The 16,075-nt window shown below is 68.1% G+C and carries 11 protein-coding genes; 4 read left to right on the forward strand and 7 right to left on the reverse strand.

The window, feature by feature from the left end; genetic code table 11:
• The 4 genes from VFU06_09595 to VFU06_09610 all read right to left on the reverse strand — a co-directional run.
• Window positions 1–1,815: serine/threonine-protein kinase (locus tag VFU06_09595; protein ID HEU5209654.1), on the reverse strand; the 1,815-nt coding region annotated here is incomplete at its 3' end.
• Window positions 1,812–2,384: an ECF-type sigma factor gene (locus tag VFU06_09600; GenBank protein ID HEU5209655.1), complete on the reverse strand. Its 573-nt coding sequence runs from the start codon at window positions 2,382–2,384 to the stop codon at window positions 1,812–1,814. The genes VFU06_09595 and VFU06_09600, both read right to left, overlap by 4 nt.
• 21 nt (window positions 2,385–2,405) lie before the next feature.
• Window positions 2,406–3,980, reverse strand: coding sequence for a Na+/H+ antiporter NhaC family protein (locus VFU06_09605; GenBank protein HEU5209656.1), 1,575 nt, complete (start codon window positions 3,978–3,980; stop codon window positions 2,406–2,408).
• A 236-nt stretch (window positions 3,981–4,216) separates the two neighbouring features.
• Complete coding sequence (locus tag VFU06_09610; GenBank protein ID HEU5209657.1) at window positions 4,217–5,701, reverse strand: AAA family ATPase; 1,485 nt, start codon at window positions 5,699–5,701, stop codon at window positions 4,217–4,219.
• A gap of 136 nt (window positions 5,702–5,837) precedes the next feature.
• Between VFU06_09610 and VFU06_09615 the strand changes: the two genes are divergently transcribed.
• The gene (locus VFU06_09615) at window positions 5,838–6,671 is read left to right on the forward strand and encodes an endonuclease/exonuclease/phosphatase family protein (GenBank protein ID HEU5209658.1); all 834 of its coding nucleotides are present in this window, start codon (window positions 5,838–5,840) and stop codon (window positions 6,669–6,671) included.
• 51 nt (window positions 6,672–6,722) lie between these two features.
• Here the strand turns inward: VFU06_09615 and VFU06_09620 are convergent, their stop codons facing one another.
• A complete protein-coding gene (locus tag VFU06_09620) occupies window positions 6,723–7,256 on the reverse strand; it encodes a hypothetical protein (protein HEU5209659.1) in 534 nt (177 codons plus the stop codon).
• Between the two features lie 78 nt (window positions 7,257–7,334).
• Between VFU06_09620 and VFU06_09625 the strand changes: the two genes are divergently transcribed.
• Together VFU06_09625 and VFU06_09630 are read left to right on the forward strand one after the other, a co-directional pair.
• Entirely contained in the window at window positions 7,335–8,207 is an 873-nt protein-coding gene (locus VFU06_09625) for a tetratricopeptide repeat protein (GenBank protein HEU5209660.1), read from the forward strand.
• Entirely contained in the window at window positions 8,204–10,057 is a 1,854-nt protein-coding gene (locus tag VFU06_09630) for a DUF885 domain-containing protein (protein ID HEU5209661.1), read from the forward strand. The genes VFU06_09625 and VFU06_09630 overlap by 4 nt, the downstream gene beginning before the upstream one ends.
• On the opposite strand, the gene VFU06_09635 is transcribed toward VFU06_09630, so the two are convergent.
• Window positions 10,023–11,378: a serine hydrolase domain-containing protein gene (locus VFU06_09635; GenBank protein ID HEU5209662.1), complete on the reverse strand. Its 1,356-nt coding sequence runs from the start codon at window positions 11,376–11,378 to the stop codon at window positions 10,023–10,025. The two genes, VFU06_09630 and VFU06_09635, sit on opposite strands and share 35 nt — an antisense overlap.
• Window positions 11,379–11,757: 379 nt before the next feature.
• Between VFU06_09635 and VFU06_09640 the strand changes: the two genes are divergently transcribed.
• Window positions 11,758–13,119 carry a hypothetical protein gene (locus tag VFU06_09640; GenBank protein ID HEU5209663.1) on the forward strand — a complete coding sequence of 454 codons (1,362 nt, stop codon included), beginning with the start codon at window positions 11,758–11,760 and terminating at the stop codon, window positions 13,117–13,119.
• A gap of 91 nt (window positions 13,120–13,210) precedes the next feature.
• Here VFU06_09640 and VFU06_09645 read toward each other — a convergent pair whose 3' ends face one another.
• A complete protein-coding gene (locus VFU06_09645) occupies window positions 13,211–15,796 on the reverse strand; it encodes a DUF5916 domain-containing protein (GenBank protein ID HEU5209664.1) in 2,586 nt (861 codons plus the stop codon).
• Between the last annotated feature and the right edge of the window lie 279 nt (window positions 15,797–16,075).

Genomic DNA, 16,075 nt, shown 5'->3' on the forward strand with positions numbered 1-16,075 from the left:
CAGGCCGAGCGAGTCGACCAGCGCGAGCGCATGCGCGTGCATGGCTGCCGACCGTTCGTATGCGCCGTTGTGCATGAGGGCGACGCCGCGTTCCGTCACGGCGTTCATGTAGGTGGAGTCGTGCGCCGCACCGGTTTCATCGTAGACGGCGATCGCGGCGGCGAGCAGGGAATCGGCACGTGCAAAGCTGCCCTGCTGGTTGGCCGCGACGCCGAGCAGGATGAGCGGGATGGCCCGCGACTCCGTGGCCGCGTTCGCTGCGCCGGCGGCCAGCACGGCCTCCTCGAGCATCTCCTCGGCGCTTTCGAACACGCCCAGGTTCGAGTACACCCGCCCGAGCATCGTGAGCATCTCCGCCTGCAGTCGTGGCTGATTCGCGAGCTCGGTGCGTACGCGCTCGGCGCCGCGGTCGACGAGCTGGCGCACGCGCATCGTGTCCGTGCGCTCGGTGCGCACGCCGAGCGGGTCGGCGCTGTCGAACATGCCGAGCAGAAACGCCATCACCTCCTCGGCGCTGCGGCGCGCGGCGTCCGCAGTGTCGCGCTCGCGTGCGGCGGTGCGCGCCTGCCACAGCGTCGAGGCCAGCCCGCCTGCCAGTGCGATCGTTACGAGCGCGGCGGCCACGATCGGCGCCCGGTTCCTGCGCGCGAACTTGCGGGCGCGGTACACGAGCGTCGGCGCCCGCGCCTGTACCGGCAGCCCCGCGCGATGCCGCTCCAGGTCGTCGAGCAGCTGCTGCGCGGAGCCGTAGCGGCGGGCCGGATCGGGATCGAGCGCACGCAGCGTGATGATGTCGAGGTCCCCCTCGAGGCGCCTGCGCAGCTTCGCGGGCGTCGTCGAGCGCGCGGCTGCAGCCGCGTGTGCTGTCGACACGGGATCGTCCGGTGAAGCGGGTCCGACCAGCAGGCTCGGCCGGGGTGCGATCCGGTCCGGGTCCATCGTCCGCCGGTCACCACCGAAGGGCCCGCTGCCGGTCAGCAGCTCGAAGAGCACCGCGCCCAGCGCGTACACGTCCGCCGCCGTCGACACCGCCTCACCGCGCAGCTGCTCGGGCGCGGCGTACTCGGGCGTGAGCACGCGGACGCCCGTCCGCGTCATCGACGAGGTCTCGTCCTCGGTGAGCAGCCTGGCGATGCCGAAGTCGAGCAGCTTCGGAGCGCCGTCCTTCGCGACCATGATGTTCGACGGCTTCAGATCGCGGTGGACGACCAGCTTCTGGTGAGCGAACTGGACTGCAGCGCAGATCGTGCAGAAGAGCGCGAGCCGCTCGTCGATGCCCAGGCAGTGGCGATCGCACCAGGTCGTGATCGGCTCCCCGTCGACGAGCTCCATCACCAGGTACGGCCGTCCGTCCTCGCTTGCGCCGCCGTCGTAGAGCCGCGCGATGTGCGGATGCTCGAGCCCGGCCAGGATGCGACGCTCGAGCCGGAAACGCGCGAGGATCTCGTCCGTGTCCATGCCGCGCTTCACGAGCTTGAGCGCGACCTGCTTCTCGAACTGACCGTCCGCGCGCTCCGCGAGGTAGACCGCACCCATCCCGCCGCGCCCGAGTTCCCGCTGGATGCGCCAGGGCCCGACACTGGTCACCGCGCGCTCATCGTCGTCGTCGATGAGCGCGGCCCAGACCATGGCTGGATCGTTGTCGAGGAGGGTGCTCTCCTCGTCGGCGAAGCGGAGCAATTCCTCGACACGCGAGCGGAGCTCCGGGCGGCGGGCGCACGCTTCGTCGAGCGCGGCCGCACGCGCGCCGGGATCGAGATCGATGACCCGCTCGAGCAGCGCGTGCGCTTCTGCCGCGGTCGGCAGGTCGGTCATGCGGAGGTGTGCGGCTGCGGGCCGCCGCCCAGCGCCTGTGCCAGCCAGGCCCGGGCCACGCGCCACTCCCGCTTCACGGTCGGGGAGCTCACACCCAGCGCTTCCGCCGTCTCCTCGACGGACAGGCCGGCGAAGAAGCGGCACTCCACGACGTTCGCCTGGCGCGGACTGAGCGTTTCCAGCTCGACCAGCGCATTCTCGAGGTCGAGGACCTCCGCGGACAGCCGATCGGTGCTGCCCGCGAGCGCGTCCACGCCGAGCAGCACGTTGCCACGGTCGCGCGTCGCACGACGCCGCGCCGCGTCGACCAGCACCTGCCGCATCGCGCGTGCAGCGATCCGGAAGAAGTGGACGCGGTCACGGGCCAGCAGGCCCGCACCGGGCACGAGCTTCAGGTAGGCTTCGTGCACCAGCGCCGTCGTGTTCAGCGTCTGTTGATTCGACTGCCGCACGCGATGCGCGAGCCGGCGCAGCTCGTCGTACGTGCGGGCGTAGAGCTGCTCGAAGGCGGCGCTGTCACCGGAGTCCGCCGCCTGCAGCAGCTCGGTGACCGACTGGTCTTTTTGCACTGCGGTACTCGGGTGAAGGACTTACACGATCGTCATTGCAACGAGCGTGGATGCCACGGCGCCGAGGCTCGCCGCGACGAGCGCGAGCGGAAGCTGCGTCGTGACGTGATCCATCAGGTCGCCGCCACATGCCAGCGACGAAAGGATCGTCGTATCCGAGATCGGCGAGCACTGGTCGCCGAACACCGCGCCGCCGAGCACCGCACCGAAGCACACGGCGATGTAGGACGGGTCGGGCAGCACCGCCCAGGCGAGCGGCATCGCGAGCGGGAACACCACTGCGTATGTGCCCCACGAAGACCCGATCGAGAACGCGACCGCCATGCAGATCACCATGAAGATCGCCGGCAGCAGCACGGGCTGGATGATGCTGCTGGTCGTCTCCACGATGAACTGCGCGGTCCCGAGCTGGCCGGAGACGTAGCCGAGCGTGACGGCGAGGCCGAGGATGACGGCGCCGATCGTGACGCCCTTGCAGCCGTCGATGAACCCGTCCACCGCCTCCGACAACGACATGCCCTTGGCCAGTGCGACGCCGAACGCAACCAGCACGGCCATGCCGAACGCCTCGGCAATGTAGACCGTCCCCTGTCCGCCCTGGAGCTGCACCCACAGGTACGGGATGATCGCGACACCGAGCAGCGTGCCCATCGGCAGCAGGAAGGAGATCTTGCCGCTCCTGTAGTTCTCCGGCACGCGCACCTGCGTCAGCTCGTCGGCGGCGAGCGGCTTGGCGCCGGGCGCGTTCAGTGCGCCCGTCTCGCGTGCACGCTCCCGCGCCCGCTTCATCTTGCCGCCGACCCATGGCAGCCAGCCGAGCGCGAACAGCAGCGTCATGCCGACTGCGAAGAAGCCGTAGAAGTTGTAGCGCAGCGAGCCGAAGAAGAACCCGACCGCATCTTCCGTCGTCGCAAACAGCGGGATCGTGCCGACGATCAGTCCGCCGACATAAAGAGGCCATGCATTGAACGGCAGGATCGTCGCGGCCGGCGAGGCGGTCGAATCGACGATGTAGCTCAGCTCCTCGTGCGAGACACGCTGCCGGTCCGTCACGGGACGCACCGTGGTCCCAGCCAGGATGGTGGAAATAGTGCCGCCCTGGTGGAAGACCATGCCCATCAGCCACGCGAAGAACATGGCGGAGCGCGGGCCACGCACGATCTTCTCGCCTGCCCATTCCGCAAACGCGACGGCCCCGCCCGTGCGCGTCCAGATGCCGATCAGGCCCCCCAGCGCCCACAGATAGACCAGCAGGATGAGGGCGTACTGCTCACTGCCGATCGCGGGGATCAGGAACTCGCTCACGATGTTCAACCGGCCGCTCACGATTCCACCCACGGCCACACCCAGGAACAGGGAGGTCACGACCTCGCGCGTCACGAAGACGAGCACCAGCGTCGTCAGGGCGGGCAGCAGGCTCCAGACGCCGATGTGCGCGCCCTCCTCGGGCATTTCGCCTGCCGCAAAGAACCAGAGGAGCAGCAGCACCCCGATCAGCGCAGCACCGGTGATGAGCCGGCGCACGAGCTTCGGACGCGAGGTCGCTTCCTCGGGTTCCGGCAGGGTGTCGGGAACGTCGGGGCTCGTCGTTGCCATTCATAACTGTCGGCTGGGGAACTGCACCGCTCCGCGAACTGCGGCGGAGGCGGCAGGCTCCGTCTACGTCGTTGTGGCCAGAAGAGGCTCCCAAGGTAGGCCTGTGCGGCGGTCAGGGCAAACGGTTTGATGAAAAAAACCGGCCGCTCGGCGCTCTCTGTGCGCAAGCCGTTCCGTCTCCCGCGCGAGGTACGGGCGGCCCGCCTGCGGATGGGAGTTGGAAATCGGTCTCCCCGTCAGTTCGCCGGAACGGTGCGCTCGCGGGCCCAGGCCCGCAGCGCCGCAACCTTCTCGCTCATGACCCGGGCGAGCGGCCGCGTGCTCCGTGCCTCGGTGAGCAGCGCCGCCGTGGAGAGCGGCTGCTGCGCGGCAAATGCGGAGTACAGCGCGGCCACGATCACCTGCTCGAGCTCCGCGCCGCTGAACTCCTCGGTGGCGTCGGCGATCGCGTCAAGGTCGAACTGCGCCGGGTCCTGGTTCCGGCGCTGCAGGTGGAGCTGCACGATCTGGCGTCGCGTGGCGGTGTCCGGCAGATCGACGAAGAACACCTCGTCGAAGCGCCCCTTGCGGAGCAGCTCCGGCGGCAGCCGCTGCACGTCGTTGGCCGTTGCCACGGTGAACACCGGCGCCTTGCGGTCCTGCAGCCAGGAGAGGAAGGAGCCGAACACGCGCTGCGACACGCCGCCATCCTCACCGCTGCCATTGCCCGCGAACGCCTTTTCGATCTCGTCGATGAAGAGCACGCACGGCGCCACCTTCTCGGCGACGTCGCACGCGCGCCGGAAGTTCTTCTCCGTCTCGCCGATGTACTTGTTGTAGAGCGCGCCCGGGTCCAGTCGCAGGAGCGGGAGCCCCCATTCGTGGGCAACCGCGCGCGCCGAAAGGCTCTTGCCGCAACCCGGCACGCCGATCAGCAGCAATCCCCTGGGAAACGAGAGACCGAATTCCGCAGCCTTCTTCGGTGAGCGGATGATGTGCGTGCGCTTGGACAGCCAGTCCTTCAGACCTTCGAGCCCGGCGACCGCACCCAGCGCCTCCTCCGCCGGGTAATACTCGAGCACACCCTCCCGCTCCACGATCTCCTTCTTTGCGCGGATCACGTGGGCGATGTCGTCTGCCGTGAGCCGGCCGTCCTCCACGATCGCGCGTGTCAGCACCTTCTCCGCTTCCAGCAATGTCAAACCGCGCAAGCCCTCGAGCAGTCGGTTCTCCTCCTCGGTCGTGAGCTGCACCCCCGACTGGCCGTGATTCACGTCGCGCAGGATGCGCTGCATCAGGCGCCTGAACTCTGCCGTGTCCGGCGCAGGCAGCTCCACCGTGGCCGACAGGCGACGCAGCGCTTCCGGCAGCTCCAGTGCGACGCCGCTCAGAACGATCGCTCCCGGCTGCTGCGACAGCTGCGTGGCGATCTCCCGCAGCCGCTCGGCGTAGCCGCTGTCCTGCAGCAGGGGCTCGACGCCCGCGAGATAGTAGAGCCCGTGGACGGTGGACGAGCCGACGTGCGCGAGTGCCTGGGCCGGATCCGTGGTGCCGTAGACCGCATTCTCGTTGCCGTCGCGACGCAGCCCCCTCGTGCGCGACCACTGGAACAGCGGCAGCGTCATCCGGTCGGCCAGCAGCCGGAGCAGCGTGAGCACGCGCTCCTCTTCGATGGTATCCAGCACGATGAGCCCCTGGCGGGACTTCATCAGCAGCTCGAGATCGGCGAGCGTGTCGGTCATGTATGCGGAGCAGCAGACCCGGCCGTGGGGGCAGTGCAGCTTGCGCGGAGCCATCTGACGCGCCAGCCTGCAGAACGATTCAACGTAGAATCACGGCTGCACGCGGTCAAACCGCTTCCCCGTGCCGGGAACCATCATGCGCTTCACCACCGCAATCGCTGCACTCCTCGCCCTGTTCGCCTGTACGTCACCCGGGCGAACGGGCAGCGACGCGGTATCGCCACCCGTAGCACTGCGCGTGATGACGTTCAACATCCGCGCGGGCAACGGTGACCTGGACCGGATCGCCGGCGTCATTCGCGATGCTGCGCCGGACATCGTCGGTCTCCAGGAGGTGGACGTGCATTTCTCGCCGCGCAGCAACTTCGTCGACCAGGCGGCCACGCTCGCCCGCACGCTCCGGATGCACGTCCGCTTCGCTCACATCTACGACCTGCCGCCGGACAGCGCAGGCAGACAGCCCCGCCGCTACGGCGTCGCAATGCTCAGTCGCTACCCCGTGCTGGATTTCCGCAACCACGAGCTGCACCGGCTCTCCACGGTCGAAGCGGAAGCAGCACCGAAGCCCCGCAGCGGCTTCCTCGAGGCCCTGCTCGACGTGAACGGCACACGCGTTCGCTTCTTCAATACCCACCTCGACTACCGCGGGGACCCGGCACTGCGCACGACGCAGGTCCGCGAAACGCTCGAAATCCTCGGTGACAGCCGCATCCCGACGCTGCTGGTCGGGGATCTGAACGCGCGTCCCGATGCAGGCGAGCTCCAGCCGCTGCTCGCGCGGCTGCACGATGCGTGGGGTGACCAGGCAGATCCGGGCTACACCTTCCCCGCCCACGCACCCGATCGGCGTATCGACTACGTCCTGCACTCGGATCATTTCCGTGTGCGTAGCGTCGAGGTGCTGGAATCGACCGCGTCGGATCACCGACCCGTCGTCGCGGACCTGCTCATGAGGTCGGAACGGGAATGACGGGACGTCGTCGGAACGTCCCGTCCCCCTGGCTGGGACTCGTGCGGCGCGCTACTGCGCGATCGAATAGCCGGAGAAATGAATCGTCGAGAAGCTGACACGCCGCGCCGGGCGATCATCCGTACCCGCCATCAGCTCGAGCAGTGACCTGGTCAGGCTGTCGATGTACCAGGCGGAAACGGGTGCGTCGCTCAGGGCGTCCTCGCTGCAGCGGCTGTAGTCGATCGTGACGTGGACCGGTACCGGGAACTCGAAGTGGTCGAGCGCGTTCGCCGTGAGATCCACTTCCATGTACGGCGATGCCGGCAGCGTCAGCGTGATCGTGGTCGGCAGAAGCACGGCCCCGACCGGGATCACCACGCGCGTGCCGTCCAGCTCGAGTGTCCCACCCAGGACGCCGACCGTCCGGGACACCGAGCGGGTCTCATCGCTGGGGCAGGCCACGAGTCGCGTTGCGGCAAGCGCTTCTGCCGTCGCAACATCCGGCGCCAGCCCGAGCGGCTCGCCCGGCGAATGATCGCCGCAGGCGACGAATGCGGCTGCGCCCAGCAGGACCAGCGCGGTACGACTCGAGGTTGACGCCATTGTCTGCCTCCCCAATGATGCTGTCTGATCTATTTCTTTTTCAGCCGTTAGCAAGACTCGCGCCGCTGTGAGGTGCTCATGTCGGAATCGCGGGACCTGCTCGACGAGGGGCTGCGCCACGAGAAGGCCGGTGCCGTCGATCGAGCGCTTGATCGCTACGTCGCCGCACTCCAGGCCACGGAAGATCCGGCAGAACGCAGCGAGGCATGGCGCCGCCAGGCGCATGTCCGGCGGTTGCGATGCGAGTGGGAGAACGCGCTAACGGCTGCGCGCGAGGCAGCAAATATTGCGCAGCAGGCGGGCCTCCGCGACGCACTGGCGGAGGCGCTGAACGCCGAGGCTGCCGTGTACCAGTCGCGCGGCGAGTACGATCTGGCGCGCACCCTGTATACGCGCATTCCCGCCGAGACCGCCGATCCGCGCATCAGCGGGGTCGCGCTCCAGAACCTCGCCTCGCTCTGCGCGATGGAGGGCGACTACAGGGCTGCCGAGAGCCATTTCCGCCGGGCGCTCGATGCGTTCGAGCAGGCGGGCTACGAATGGGGCCGCGCACACGTTCTGAACAATTTGGGTCGTCTCGCGTTCGAGCAGGATCGTCTGGACGAAGCGGCGGAACTGCTGCTTCGGGCGATCGACGAGACGAAGCTGATGGACGATCTCGATCTGCTCGCTCTTGCGCGCCTGAACTTCGCGGAGGTGCTGCTCGCACGTTCGGAGTGCAGCGAAGCGGAGTCGCTCGTGAGCGCGTCGCTCGGTCACTACGCGACCGTGGGCAACCAGTGGAGGCGCATCGAGTGCCTGCGTGTTCTCGGTGACCTGCACGTCTGCAACGGTTCGACGGACACGGCGCAGCGGTTCTACGAGATTGCGCTGCAGGTCGCGGAGGAAATCGGCGCGAAACCGGAGCAGGTGCAGCTGCGCGCGCGCCTTGACCGGCTCGAGGCGGTGTGAGCGTGCGGTCACTGCTTCCGGTGCTCGCTCTGGTGCTGCCGGTCGCGTGCGCGCCGGCCGTGGGTGCGGGCGGTGCGCAGTCCGTAGCACCGGGTGCGACGTCCACGCCGCGTGATGCGCGCGCGGATTCCGCCGTCGCCGCACTGCACCGTCTGTTCGACGAAGCCTGGGCGGAGGACCTGCGTGCAAATCCGCTGTTCGCGAGCCGGGTCGGCGTGCGCGATTATGATGCGCTGCTGCCGGACCCGTCGGAGCGCGCGGAGCGGGAGCGGCTGCAGCAGCTGCGGGTGCGGCTGGTACGGCTCGACTCCATTGATCGCCAGGTGCTGCCACGCGACGAGCAGATCAACGCGGACATCTTCCGGCGGCTGAGCGAGACCGCAGCACGCGAGATCGAGCTGCGCGGCTACCTGATGCCCTTCACGACGTTCGTGCCGTTCTACTCGTCGCTGCCGGAGATGGCGGAGTTCATGCCGCTCGAGTCGGTCGCGGCCTACGAGGACTACCTCGCGCGGCTGCGTGGCCTGCGCGGCCATTTCGACGCGTACATCGATCTGATGCGTGCCGGTCTGCGTGAGGGCGTCACGATCCCTCGCGTCGTGCTGGAAGGCGTGCTGGACGACCTGGACGCGCAGCTCGTCAACGACCCGTCGCAGAGCCGCTTCTACCTGCCGTTCGTCGACATGCCGGAGCGCATCGCGGCAGCGGAGCAGGGGCGGCTGCGCCGCGAAGGCGCGGACGCGATCCGGACTTCGGTGGTTCCGGGCTACCGGGCGTTCCGCGAGTTCATGGCGAACGAGTACATACCGAACGCGCGGTCGGAGATCGGTGCGTCAGCGCTACCTGGCGGGCGGTCGTTCTACGAGCACCGAGTCCGCATGTACACGACGCTCGATATCACGCCTGACGAGGTCCACGAGCGTGGGCTGGCGGAGGTACGGCGTATCCGTGGCGAGATGCAGGCGATCATCGAGCAGACCGGCTTCGACGGCAGCTTCGCGGAGTTTCTCGCGTTCCTGCGCACGGACCCGCAGTTCTATCCCCAGTCGGAGGAAGAGCTTCTCGAGGCGTACGCGCTCGTGCTGAAGCGCATGGATGGTGAACTGCCGCGGCTGTTCAGCACGCTGCCGCGCACGCCCTACGGCCTCCGACCGATTCCGGATTACATGGCGCCGAAGATGACGACGGCGTACTACCGCCCTCCCGCGGGGGACGGATCGACCGCGGGCTATTACTACGTCAACACCTACGACCTGAAGAGCCGACCGCTGTACGAGGTCGAGGCGCTTTCCTTCCACGAGGCTGTGCCCGGGCACCACCTGCAGAACGCCATCGCGATGGAGCTGGGCGAGGTTCCGCAGTTCCGCCGCTTCGCGGGGTTCACGGCGTTCGGTGAGGGCTGGGGGCTGTACGCGGAGCGGCTCGGTCTCGAGGTGGGGTTCTACACGGACCCCTACGCCAACTTCGGTCGCCTCTCCTACGAGATGTGGCGCGCGCTGCGCCTCGCCGTCGACACCGGCATCCACTGGAAGGGCTGGTCCCGGCAGCAGGCGATCGATTTCATGGCAGAGAACTCCGCGCTCGCATTGCACAACATCACCGCGGAAGTCGATCGTTACATCTCCTGGCCCGGCCAGGCACTCGGCTACAAGATGGGTGAGCTCGCGATCCGCGACCTGCGCGCGCAGGCAGAGCGCCGGCTCGGCGATGCGTTCGATGTACGTGACTTCCACGACGTCGTGCTCGGAAGCGGCGAAGTGCCGCTCGACGTGCTGACGGAGAACGTCGAGAGCTGGGTCGAACGCGTCGCTGCCGCTACGGCCGCGGCGTCGGGCCGTACGCGTCCGTGATCGCGCCGTACACGCCGGCACGCACCAGCCCGAAGTCGGTGAGACCCGTCGCAGGGATCACCTGCGTGAGGTAGACGACGACCAGCCGCTCCTGCGGGTCCACCCACGCAGCGGTGTGATACGCGCCGTTCCAGCCGAACTCACCCACGCTCCCCAGAGTGCCGCGCTCCCCGAGGTCCATGACCACGAACACGCCCAGGCCAAAGCCGACGCCTTCCTCCCACGGGTACAGGTCGCCGGTGTGATTCACCGTCATGAGCTGCACGGACTTCGGTGAGAGTATGCGCACACCATCCAGCGTTCCGCCCTGCAGCAGCATCTGCAGAAAGCGCGCGTAGTCCCCCGCGGTCGAGAGCAGGCCTGCACCGCCGGAAAAGCTTTTGCGCGGGCCATCCACGTACTCGCCCTGTCCAACCGTCGTGCTGGCGTCCGGCGCGCGGACGAGCCTGTCGCTTTCATTGATTCCGTACACCGTGGCGAGGCGGTCGCGCTTCGCCGCCGGCAGGAAGAACGACGTGTCCGGCATACGGAGCGGCAGGAAGATCCGCTCGCGCAGAAACGCGTCCAGGGGCTGACCCGATGCGCGCTCGATCACGACGCCCAGGATGTCCGTCGAGTAGCCGTACACGAACTCTTCACCCGGCTGCGCGTCGAAGGGAAGGGCGGCCATGCGTGCTACGGTCTCGGCGATCGGCTCGTCGCGACCCGCGAAATACCAGCCCGAGATGCCGGCCGCTTCCCAGCGGTCGCGCGCCAGGCCGTACCCGTAGCCGATCCCGGACGTGTGCGTCAGCAGGTCGCGCAGCGTGATCGGGCGCATTGCCGGCACGACGTCGTACCCGCCGTCCTCGCGCGCCACGGCCACGGTCGTGCTGTCGAACTCGGGGATGTACTTCGCGACCGGATCGCTCAGCAGCAGCTCGCCCTCCTCCTGCAACATCAGCACGCCCACGGTGGTCACGAGCTTGGTCATCGACGCGATTCGAAAAATCGCGTCCGGGCGCATCAGCTCGTCCGCCTCCAGGTCCCGCCAGCCGAACGCGTGCTCGAGCACCGTGTCCCCGTCACGCAGCACCATCAGCACCCCGCCCGGAAGCCTGCCCGCGCTCACCTCCCGGCCCAGGGTGCGCGTCAAGCGGTCGAGCACAGCGCCCGACATGCCGGCTTCCGAGGGCAGCAGCGCCGTCGTCTGCGCGCCGGCGGGCACGGCGGCAGACAGGAGCAGCATACACGCGATGACGAGCCGTCGGATACCGGCTGCCGGCAGGAACTTCTGTTCGCGCAACCTGCTCCCGACCTTCCAGCGTCGTGCTGTCCTCATGCGCCCCCGCGTCGTCGTCTCGTTTGCATTGTGCCTGCGAGTGTCGCTGCAGATTGCCGCAGTGCGCAAGGACTCTGGCGTTTTGCGCGTGGGGGCGGGCGGGAGGTCTGTCCGGGTGAAGCATGCAACTCGTGTTGGGGCACGTAGTTACGCAACCGGCCACGGAGTGGTGCGGACCTTGTCATAGGAGGGGGTGCCTGACACCTGCGGTCGTGACGATGCGACTGCGCAATGCGACGAAGCATGCAGGCGAGACAGACCGTCAGCGCGGCGGTTGCCCTGGGACACAGTGGCAGCCGCCGCTGGCGTGTTCGGCAGCACTCCGCTCGCGTCGTCACGAGGGCGACGCTGCGGTGCGACGGAGCACCCGGGAGGCGAAGTGTTCACACGCGCTATACGAATCGCGGCCGGCGCACTCCTGGTCGGTGTCACGACGGCATCGGCACAGGATCACCGCGCATCCATCACGGCGTTCGCGGGCAGTGCGGCGTACAGCGGTCTGGCGGCGGGCGAGGCGGACGAGCTGCTGCTCGAGCCGGGCGCATTCTTCGGGACGCATGCCGAGCTGTTCTTCGGCCGCCTGGGCCTGCGGCTCGGCGCCGGCTACGCCAGTCCCTCGCTGGAGAACGACGCATCGACCGGCGTGAAGCTGCTGACCGGCGATGCGAACCTGGTCTGGCGCCTGCGCCGGCCCTACCCGAACACCTTCTTCCAGCCCTACGCCGTGCTCGGTGGCGGCCTCATCCGATACCAGCTGGATGGTGATGCGGCCGGATTCGGAGCCGCGCAGTGGGAAGAGGACCCCGCGACGCGCGGGACCGTGGTCCTCGGCATCGGAACGGACCTGGGACGGGGTCCCGTCGCAGTCCGCCTCGAGCTGAGCGACATCATCGGACTTTCTTCGCCGGTGACCAGCGCGGACGGCGATCGCTTCGGTCCCGTCCAGCACGTGGTGCTCACGTTCGGGCTGAGCCTGCGCGGCGGCAGCCTCGGTCTGCCACCGCGGCCCGAGCCGCGCCCGGTGGCGATCGGGCCCTCGCCTCGGCCGCGCCCCGTGCCGCCACGCGCCACCACGCCGCAGCCTTCGCCGCGACCCTCGCCGCGGCCGGCCCCACCCCGGACGGAGCCCACGGTCGACGATGACGTTCCTGACGTCACGCGTCCGGCGCCGCCGGTTACCGATCCGAGCGGGCCTCGACCGGATCCCAACGTGGTCGCGCCGCCGCGCACAGCGCATCCGGACCCGAACGTTGCGATTCCGCCAGTGACGGAGCCGACGCCGACACCGACGCCGACGCCGACGCCGACACCGACGCCGACACCGACGCCGACACCGACGCCGACGCCGACGCCGGACCCCACACCCACCCCGGTGGTCGACGACAGCACGTACGTGAACGGCCGTCTCTTCACCGTGCGTGTGAGCTGGGATGCAACGGATCCGGCGGCGGGCCGTCGAGCGGGGATGCTGGCGCTCGCGCTCAAGGAGGCGGGGGTTCCGGCGCTCCCGGTCGACACCGCCGCGGCTACGGGTGGGGTTCGGCGATGGGGAGCGTGGCGGAACGCTGCCGATGCGAAGCGGTTCGGCGAATATGTCGAGAGCGGCTACGACCTGGACTGGGAGTGGGTCCACATCGACAAGGAGGAGCGCATGACGACAGCGGTCGTCGCCGCGAGTCACGCGTTCGTGGATGCACTCGGCAAGCCCAACGGCAAGCCCAAAGGCAGGGCGGCCCCGTAACATCGAGCCGGACCGGCGGGTGGTAGAACGGATGCGCGGCAGCGGAGCTCACCCCCGCTGCCGCGCATCGTTTTCATGAACCCGACGCGTTCTACCGGTTCAGCCAGTACGCGACCTTCACGAGGAACGTGTTGTCCGGATGCAGCTCCATGAGCTCGCGGTAGTCGCGGTGCCACGGCTGCCGGTCCACGTCGTTCTCGAACGCTTCGCGCCCGTGCGCCCAGACGACATACACGGTCGAGCCCGGCAGGTACTCCCAGCGCAGCACCGCGTTGGTCCGCAGCTGCGTGAACTTGAACGACATGCTCGCATCCGCCGGCGGCGTCCACGACTGGAAGCGGGCGTCGTAGTCGGCGGCGTCCGGCGTCGCACTCAGCTCGCGGATGTCGGAGTACGTGCCGGAGCTGACGAACGGTTCACCATAGAACTCGAAGGACAGGTCGGGCGTCATCGCGTAGTTGATGCGCATGCTGAGCGAGACCGTCCGCTGGTCGAGGTGCGCGAACGCGTAGTGCGTGGTTCCCTGATCATCGACGAAATTGCCGAACCACTGTGCGTCGTTGTCATCGTTGCTCACGTCGAGGCCGAGCTGCGCCTGCAGGCTGGTGGACAGGCGCACGGTGAGCGACGGGCTGATCGAGACGCCGTGGGAGCGGCCTTCGTCCTCGTAGAACAGGTTCACCCAGAGCGAGGGCGCGAGCATCCTCCGGCTGTCCGCATTGAATCCGAACCACGGGTAGAACCCGCTCGAGGAACGCACCGCCGGCCCGCCGCGCGAGCAGCGGTCACAGTAGGACTCGCCGAGGGCACCGAGCGTGGCGCCGGCATGCAGGTCCCAGTTGTTGTGCAGGCCGATGTGGGCGTTCGTGTTCACGGCATTGTCGAGGCGGAGTCCCGACGTGTTCCAGCGCTGCCAGTGATTCGCATTGATGCGCAACCAGCGGTACACCGAGGTGGGCGACTGGAAGCTGAGCGAGCCCCAGGTGCTCCAGTCGAGGAGGTCTGCGCGCCGCAGGTATCCCAGGTCGTTCACCTCGAAGCCCGCGGACTGATGCACGAGACTCGTCTCGAACCGCGTGATCCCGCCACCGTATTTTCCGACCTTGATCTGTTCGGCGTGTCCGGTCAGCGAGGTGCGTGCCTCGTCGACGTCGTGGTCGTCACCGGGCATCTGGAAGTAGTGTACGGCGCTGCGCTGGGTGCGCAGGATCGATTCCGGTGAGCCAGCGACCCGTGATGCCGCCACGGATGCCGCGATCTCGTAGTCGCTCCGGAAACGGTTGCGCATGCTCAGGCCCACCGCATAGGCGCTGCCGTGCAGCACGGGCCGGGTCCACTCGTCCAGCGCGCGATTCACCGCCGTCGCAATGACGCCGATGCCCGCGTCACCGTTGCGCAGGTCCTGCTGCGCGCGCACGACCGCGTAGTTCGAGCGCGGTTCGGCCGTCGCTTCATCGGCGCCTTCGACGTGCGGGGTGAGCGCGTTCATGACGCCGAACGACAGCCCGCTGCCGGTCCGGCCGGTCAGCTTGGCCGCCGCGAGGATGGGCGTGGAGGTGGGCGTTTCCGCATCACCATACTCGCCGAGCAGCGTCGGCGAGCGACCGATGCGACGCGTGTAGAACAGCCCCTCGTTCGTGCTGCAGTCCACGACGATGTAGCAGTTCAGGCGGAACTGGTAGAGTCCGGTGCCCTCGACGAAGAAGGGACGTCGCTCGCCGAGGAAGGTTTCGAACGCTCCGAGGTTCAGGACCGCGGGATCCGCTTCGACCTGCCCGAAGTCCGGATTGATCGTGGCATTGAGCGTCACGTTCGGCGTGATGCCGAACTTCAGGTCACCACCGGCGGAGATCTCCTGCGCGCGCTCGAAGCTGCCGCCGGGCGTCGCACGCATCACGTTCTTCGTCACGGCATACGGCGTCAGCTCGAGCGGACGACCCGAGCTGATGCCCTCGATGCCGGACAGCCGTCCCATCTGCGACATGAACCCCTGCTCGTTGCGCAGAAACGCCGGCCAGCTCACACGCTCGCGATAGCGCTCGATATCACGCCATACACCGAATCCGAACGTATGCGAGGGCGCATCCGCATAGCGAAGCTGAGAGAGCGGTATGCGGAATTCGGCAGTCCATCCGAGCGAGTCGACCAGCGTGCCGACGTCCCATACGCCGTTCCACGAGCCGTCCTCGTTGGTGTCGTCGTATACCGCGAAATCGCGTTTCACCCCGTCCGGGTTCACTGCGAACTGGAATCCGGTGCGACGATCATTGAAAGAGTCGATGATGATCTTGATCTGGTCGGAGGGACCGCGCACGTCGCGTCGGGTGAGCGCACGCATGATGCTGTCAGGATGCGGGTCGTGTGCGCGCACGAATACGTACAGGTTGCGATCGTCGTATGCGACCTGGAACTCCGTGCGCAGCGACGGCTCCCCGTTCAGCTCAGGGTCGAACTCGCGGAACTCCGTGAAGCGCGGCGCACGACTCCAGGTCTCGTCGCTGTCGTGACCGTCGATCTCCGGTGGCTGCCGGGTGCGCACCGCGCTCGCGACCGGCGGATCATCCGGCTCCCGCACGGATCGCGTCACGGCGGCGACCGGGGCGGATTGCGGCTCCTGCAAGGGGACGTCCGTGACCGTCCCTGCTGCAACGACAGCGACTGCGAAGAGCATCGTCATGGGAGTCTCCCGAGAGGGCGCGTTGTACCCTTGGACGGAGCCAGGCCCGGGAAGGTTCGGTCTGCGGCACGGATACGTGATGAGCGGCTCCGAAACCGGGACGAGCGGTGAACCAGACGGGAATTGAGCCGGCGCTGCACTCGCCTTAGCTTGCGACCCCGACCGTCCTCACCTTCAACGGAGATCCGTCATGCACAGGGGAAAGCATTGCCTCATGATCCTGGTGGTCACCTTTGCCGCCGCCTGCGCAGTGGAAGACGAAGCGGCGACGGACACCGG

Source organism: Longimicrobiales bacterium, from assembly GCA_035764935.1.
GTDB lineage: Bacteria > Gemmatimonadota > Gemmatimonadetes > Longimicrobiales > RSA9 > DASTYK01.

Bases quoted from the DNA above. Each gene is read 5' to 3' on its own strand.
- VFU06_09605 (HEU5209656.1), bottom strand. From the start codon at position 3,980: ATGGCAACGACGAGCCCCGACGTTCCCGACACCCTGCCGGAACCCGAG.
- VFU06_09625 (HEU5209660.1), top strand. From the start codon at position 7,335: ATGTCGGAATCGCGGGACCTGCTCGACGAGGGGCTGCGCCACGAGAAG.
- VFU06_09610 (HEU5209657.1), bottom strand. From the start codon at position 5,701: ATGACCGACACGCTCGCCGATCTCGAGCTGCTGATGAAGTCCCGCCAG.
- VFU06_09615 (HEU5209658.1), top strand. From the start codon at position 5,838: ATGCGCTTCACCACCGCAATCGCTGCACTCCTCGCCCTGTTCGCCTGT.
- VFU06_09620 (HEU5209659.1), bottom strand. From the start codon at position 7,256: ATGGCGTCAACCTCGAGTCGTACCGCGCTGGTCCTGCTGGGCGCAGCC.
- VFU06_09635 (HEU5209662.1), bottom strand. From the start codon at position 11,378: ATGAGGACAGCACGACGCTGGAAGGTCGGGAGCAGGTTGCGCGAACAG.
- VFU06_09645 (HEU5209664.1), bottom strand. From the start codon at position 15,796: ATGACGATGCTCTTCGCAGTCGCTGTCGTTGCAGCAGGGACGGTCACG.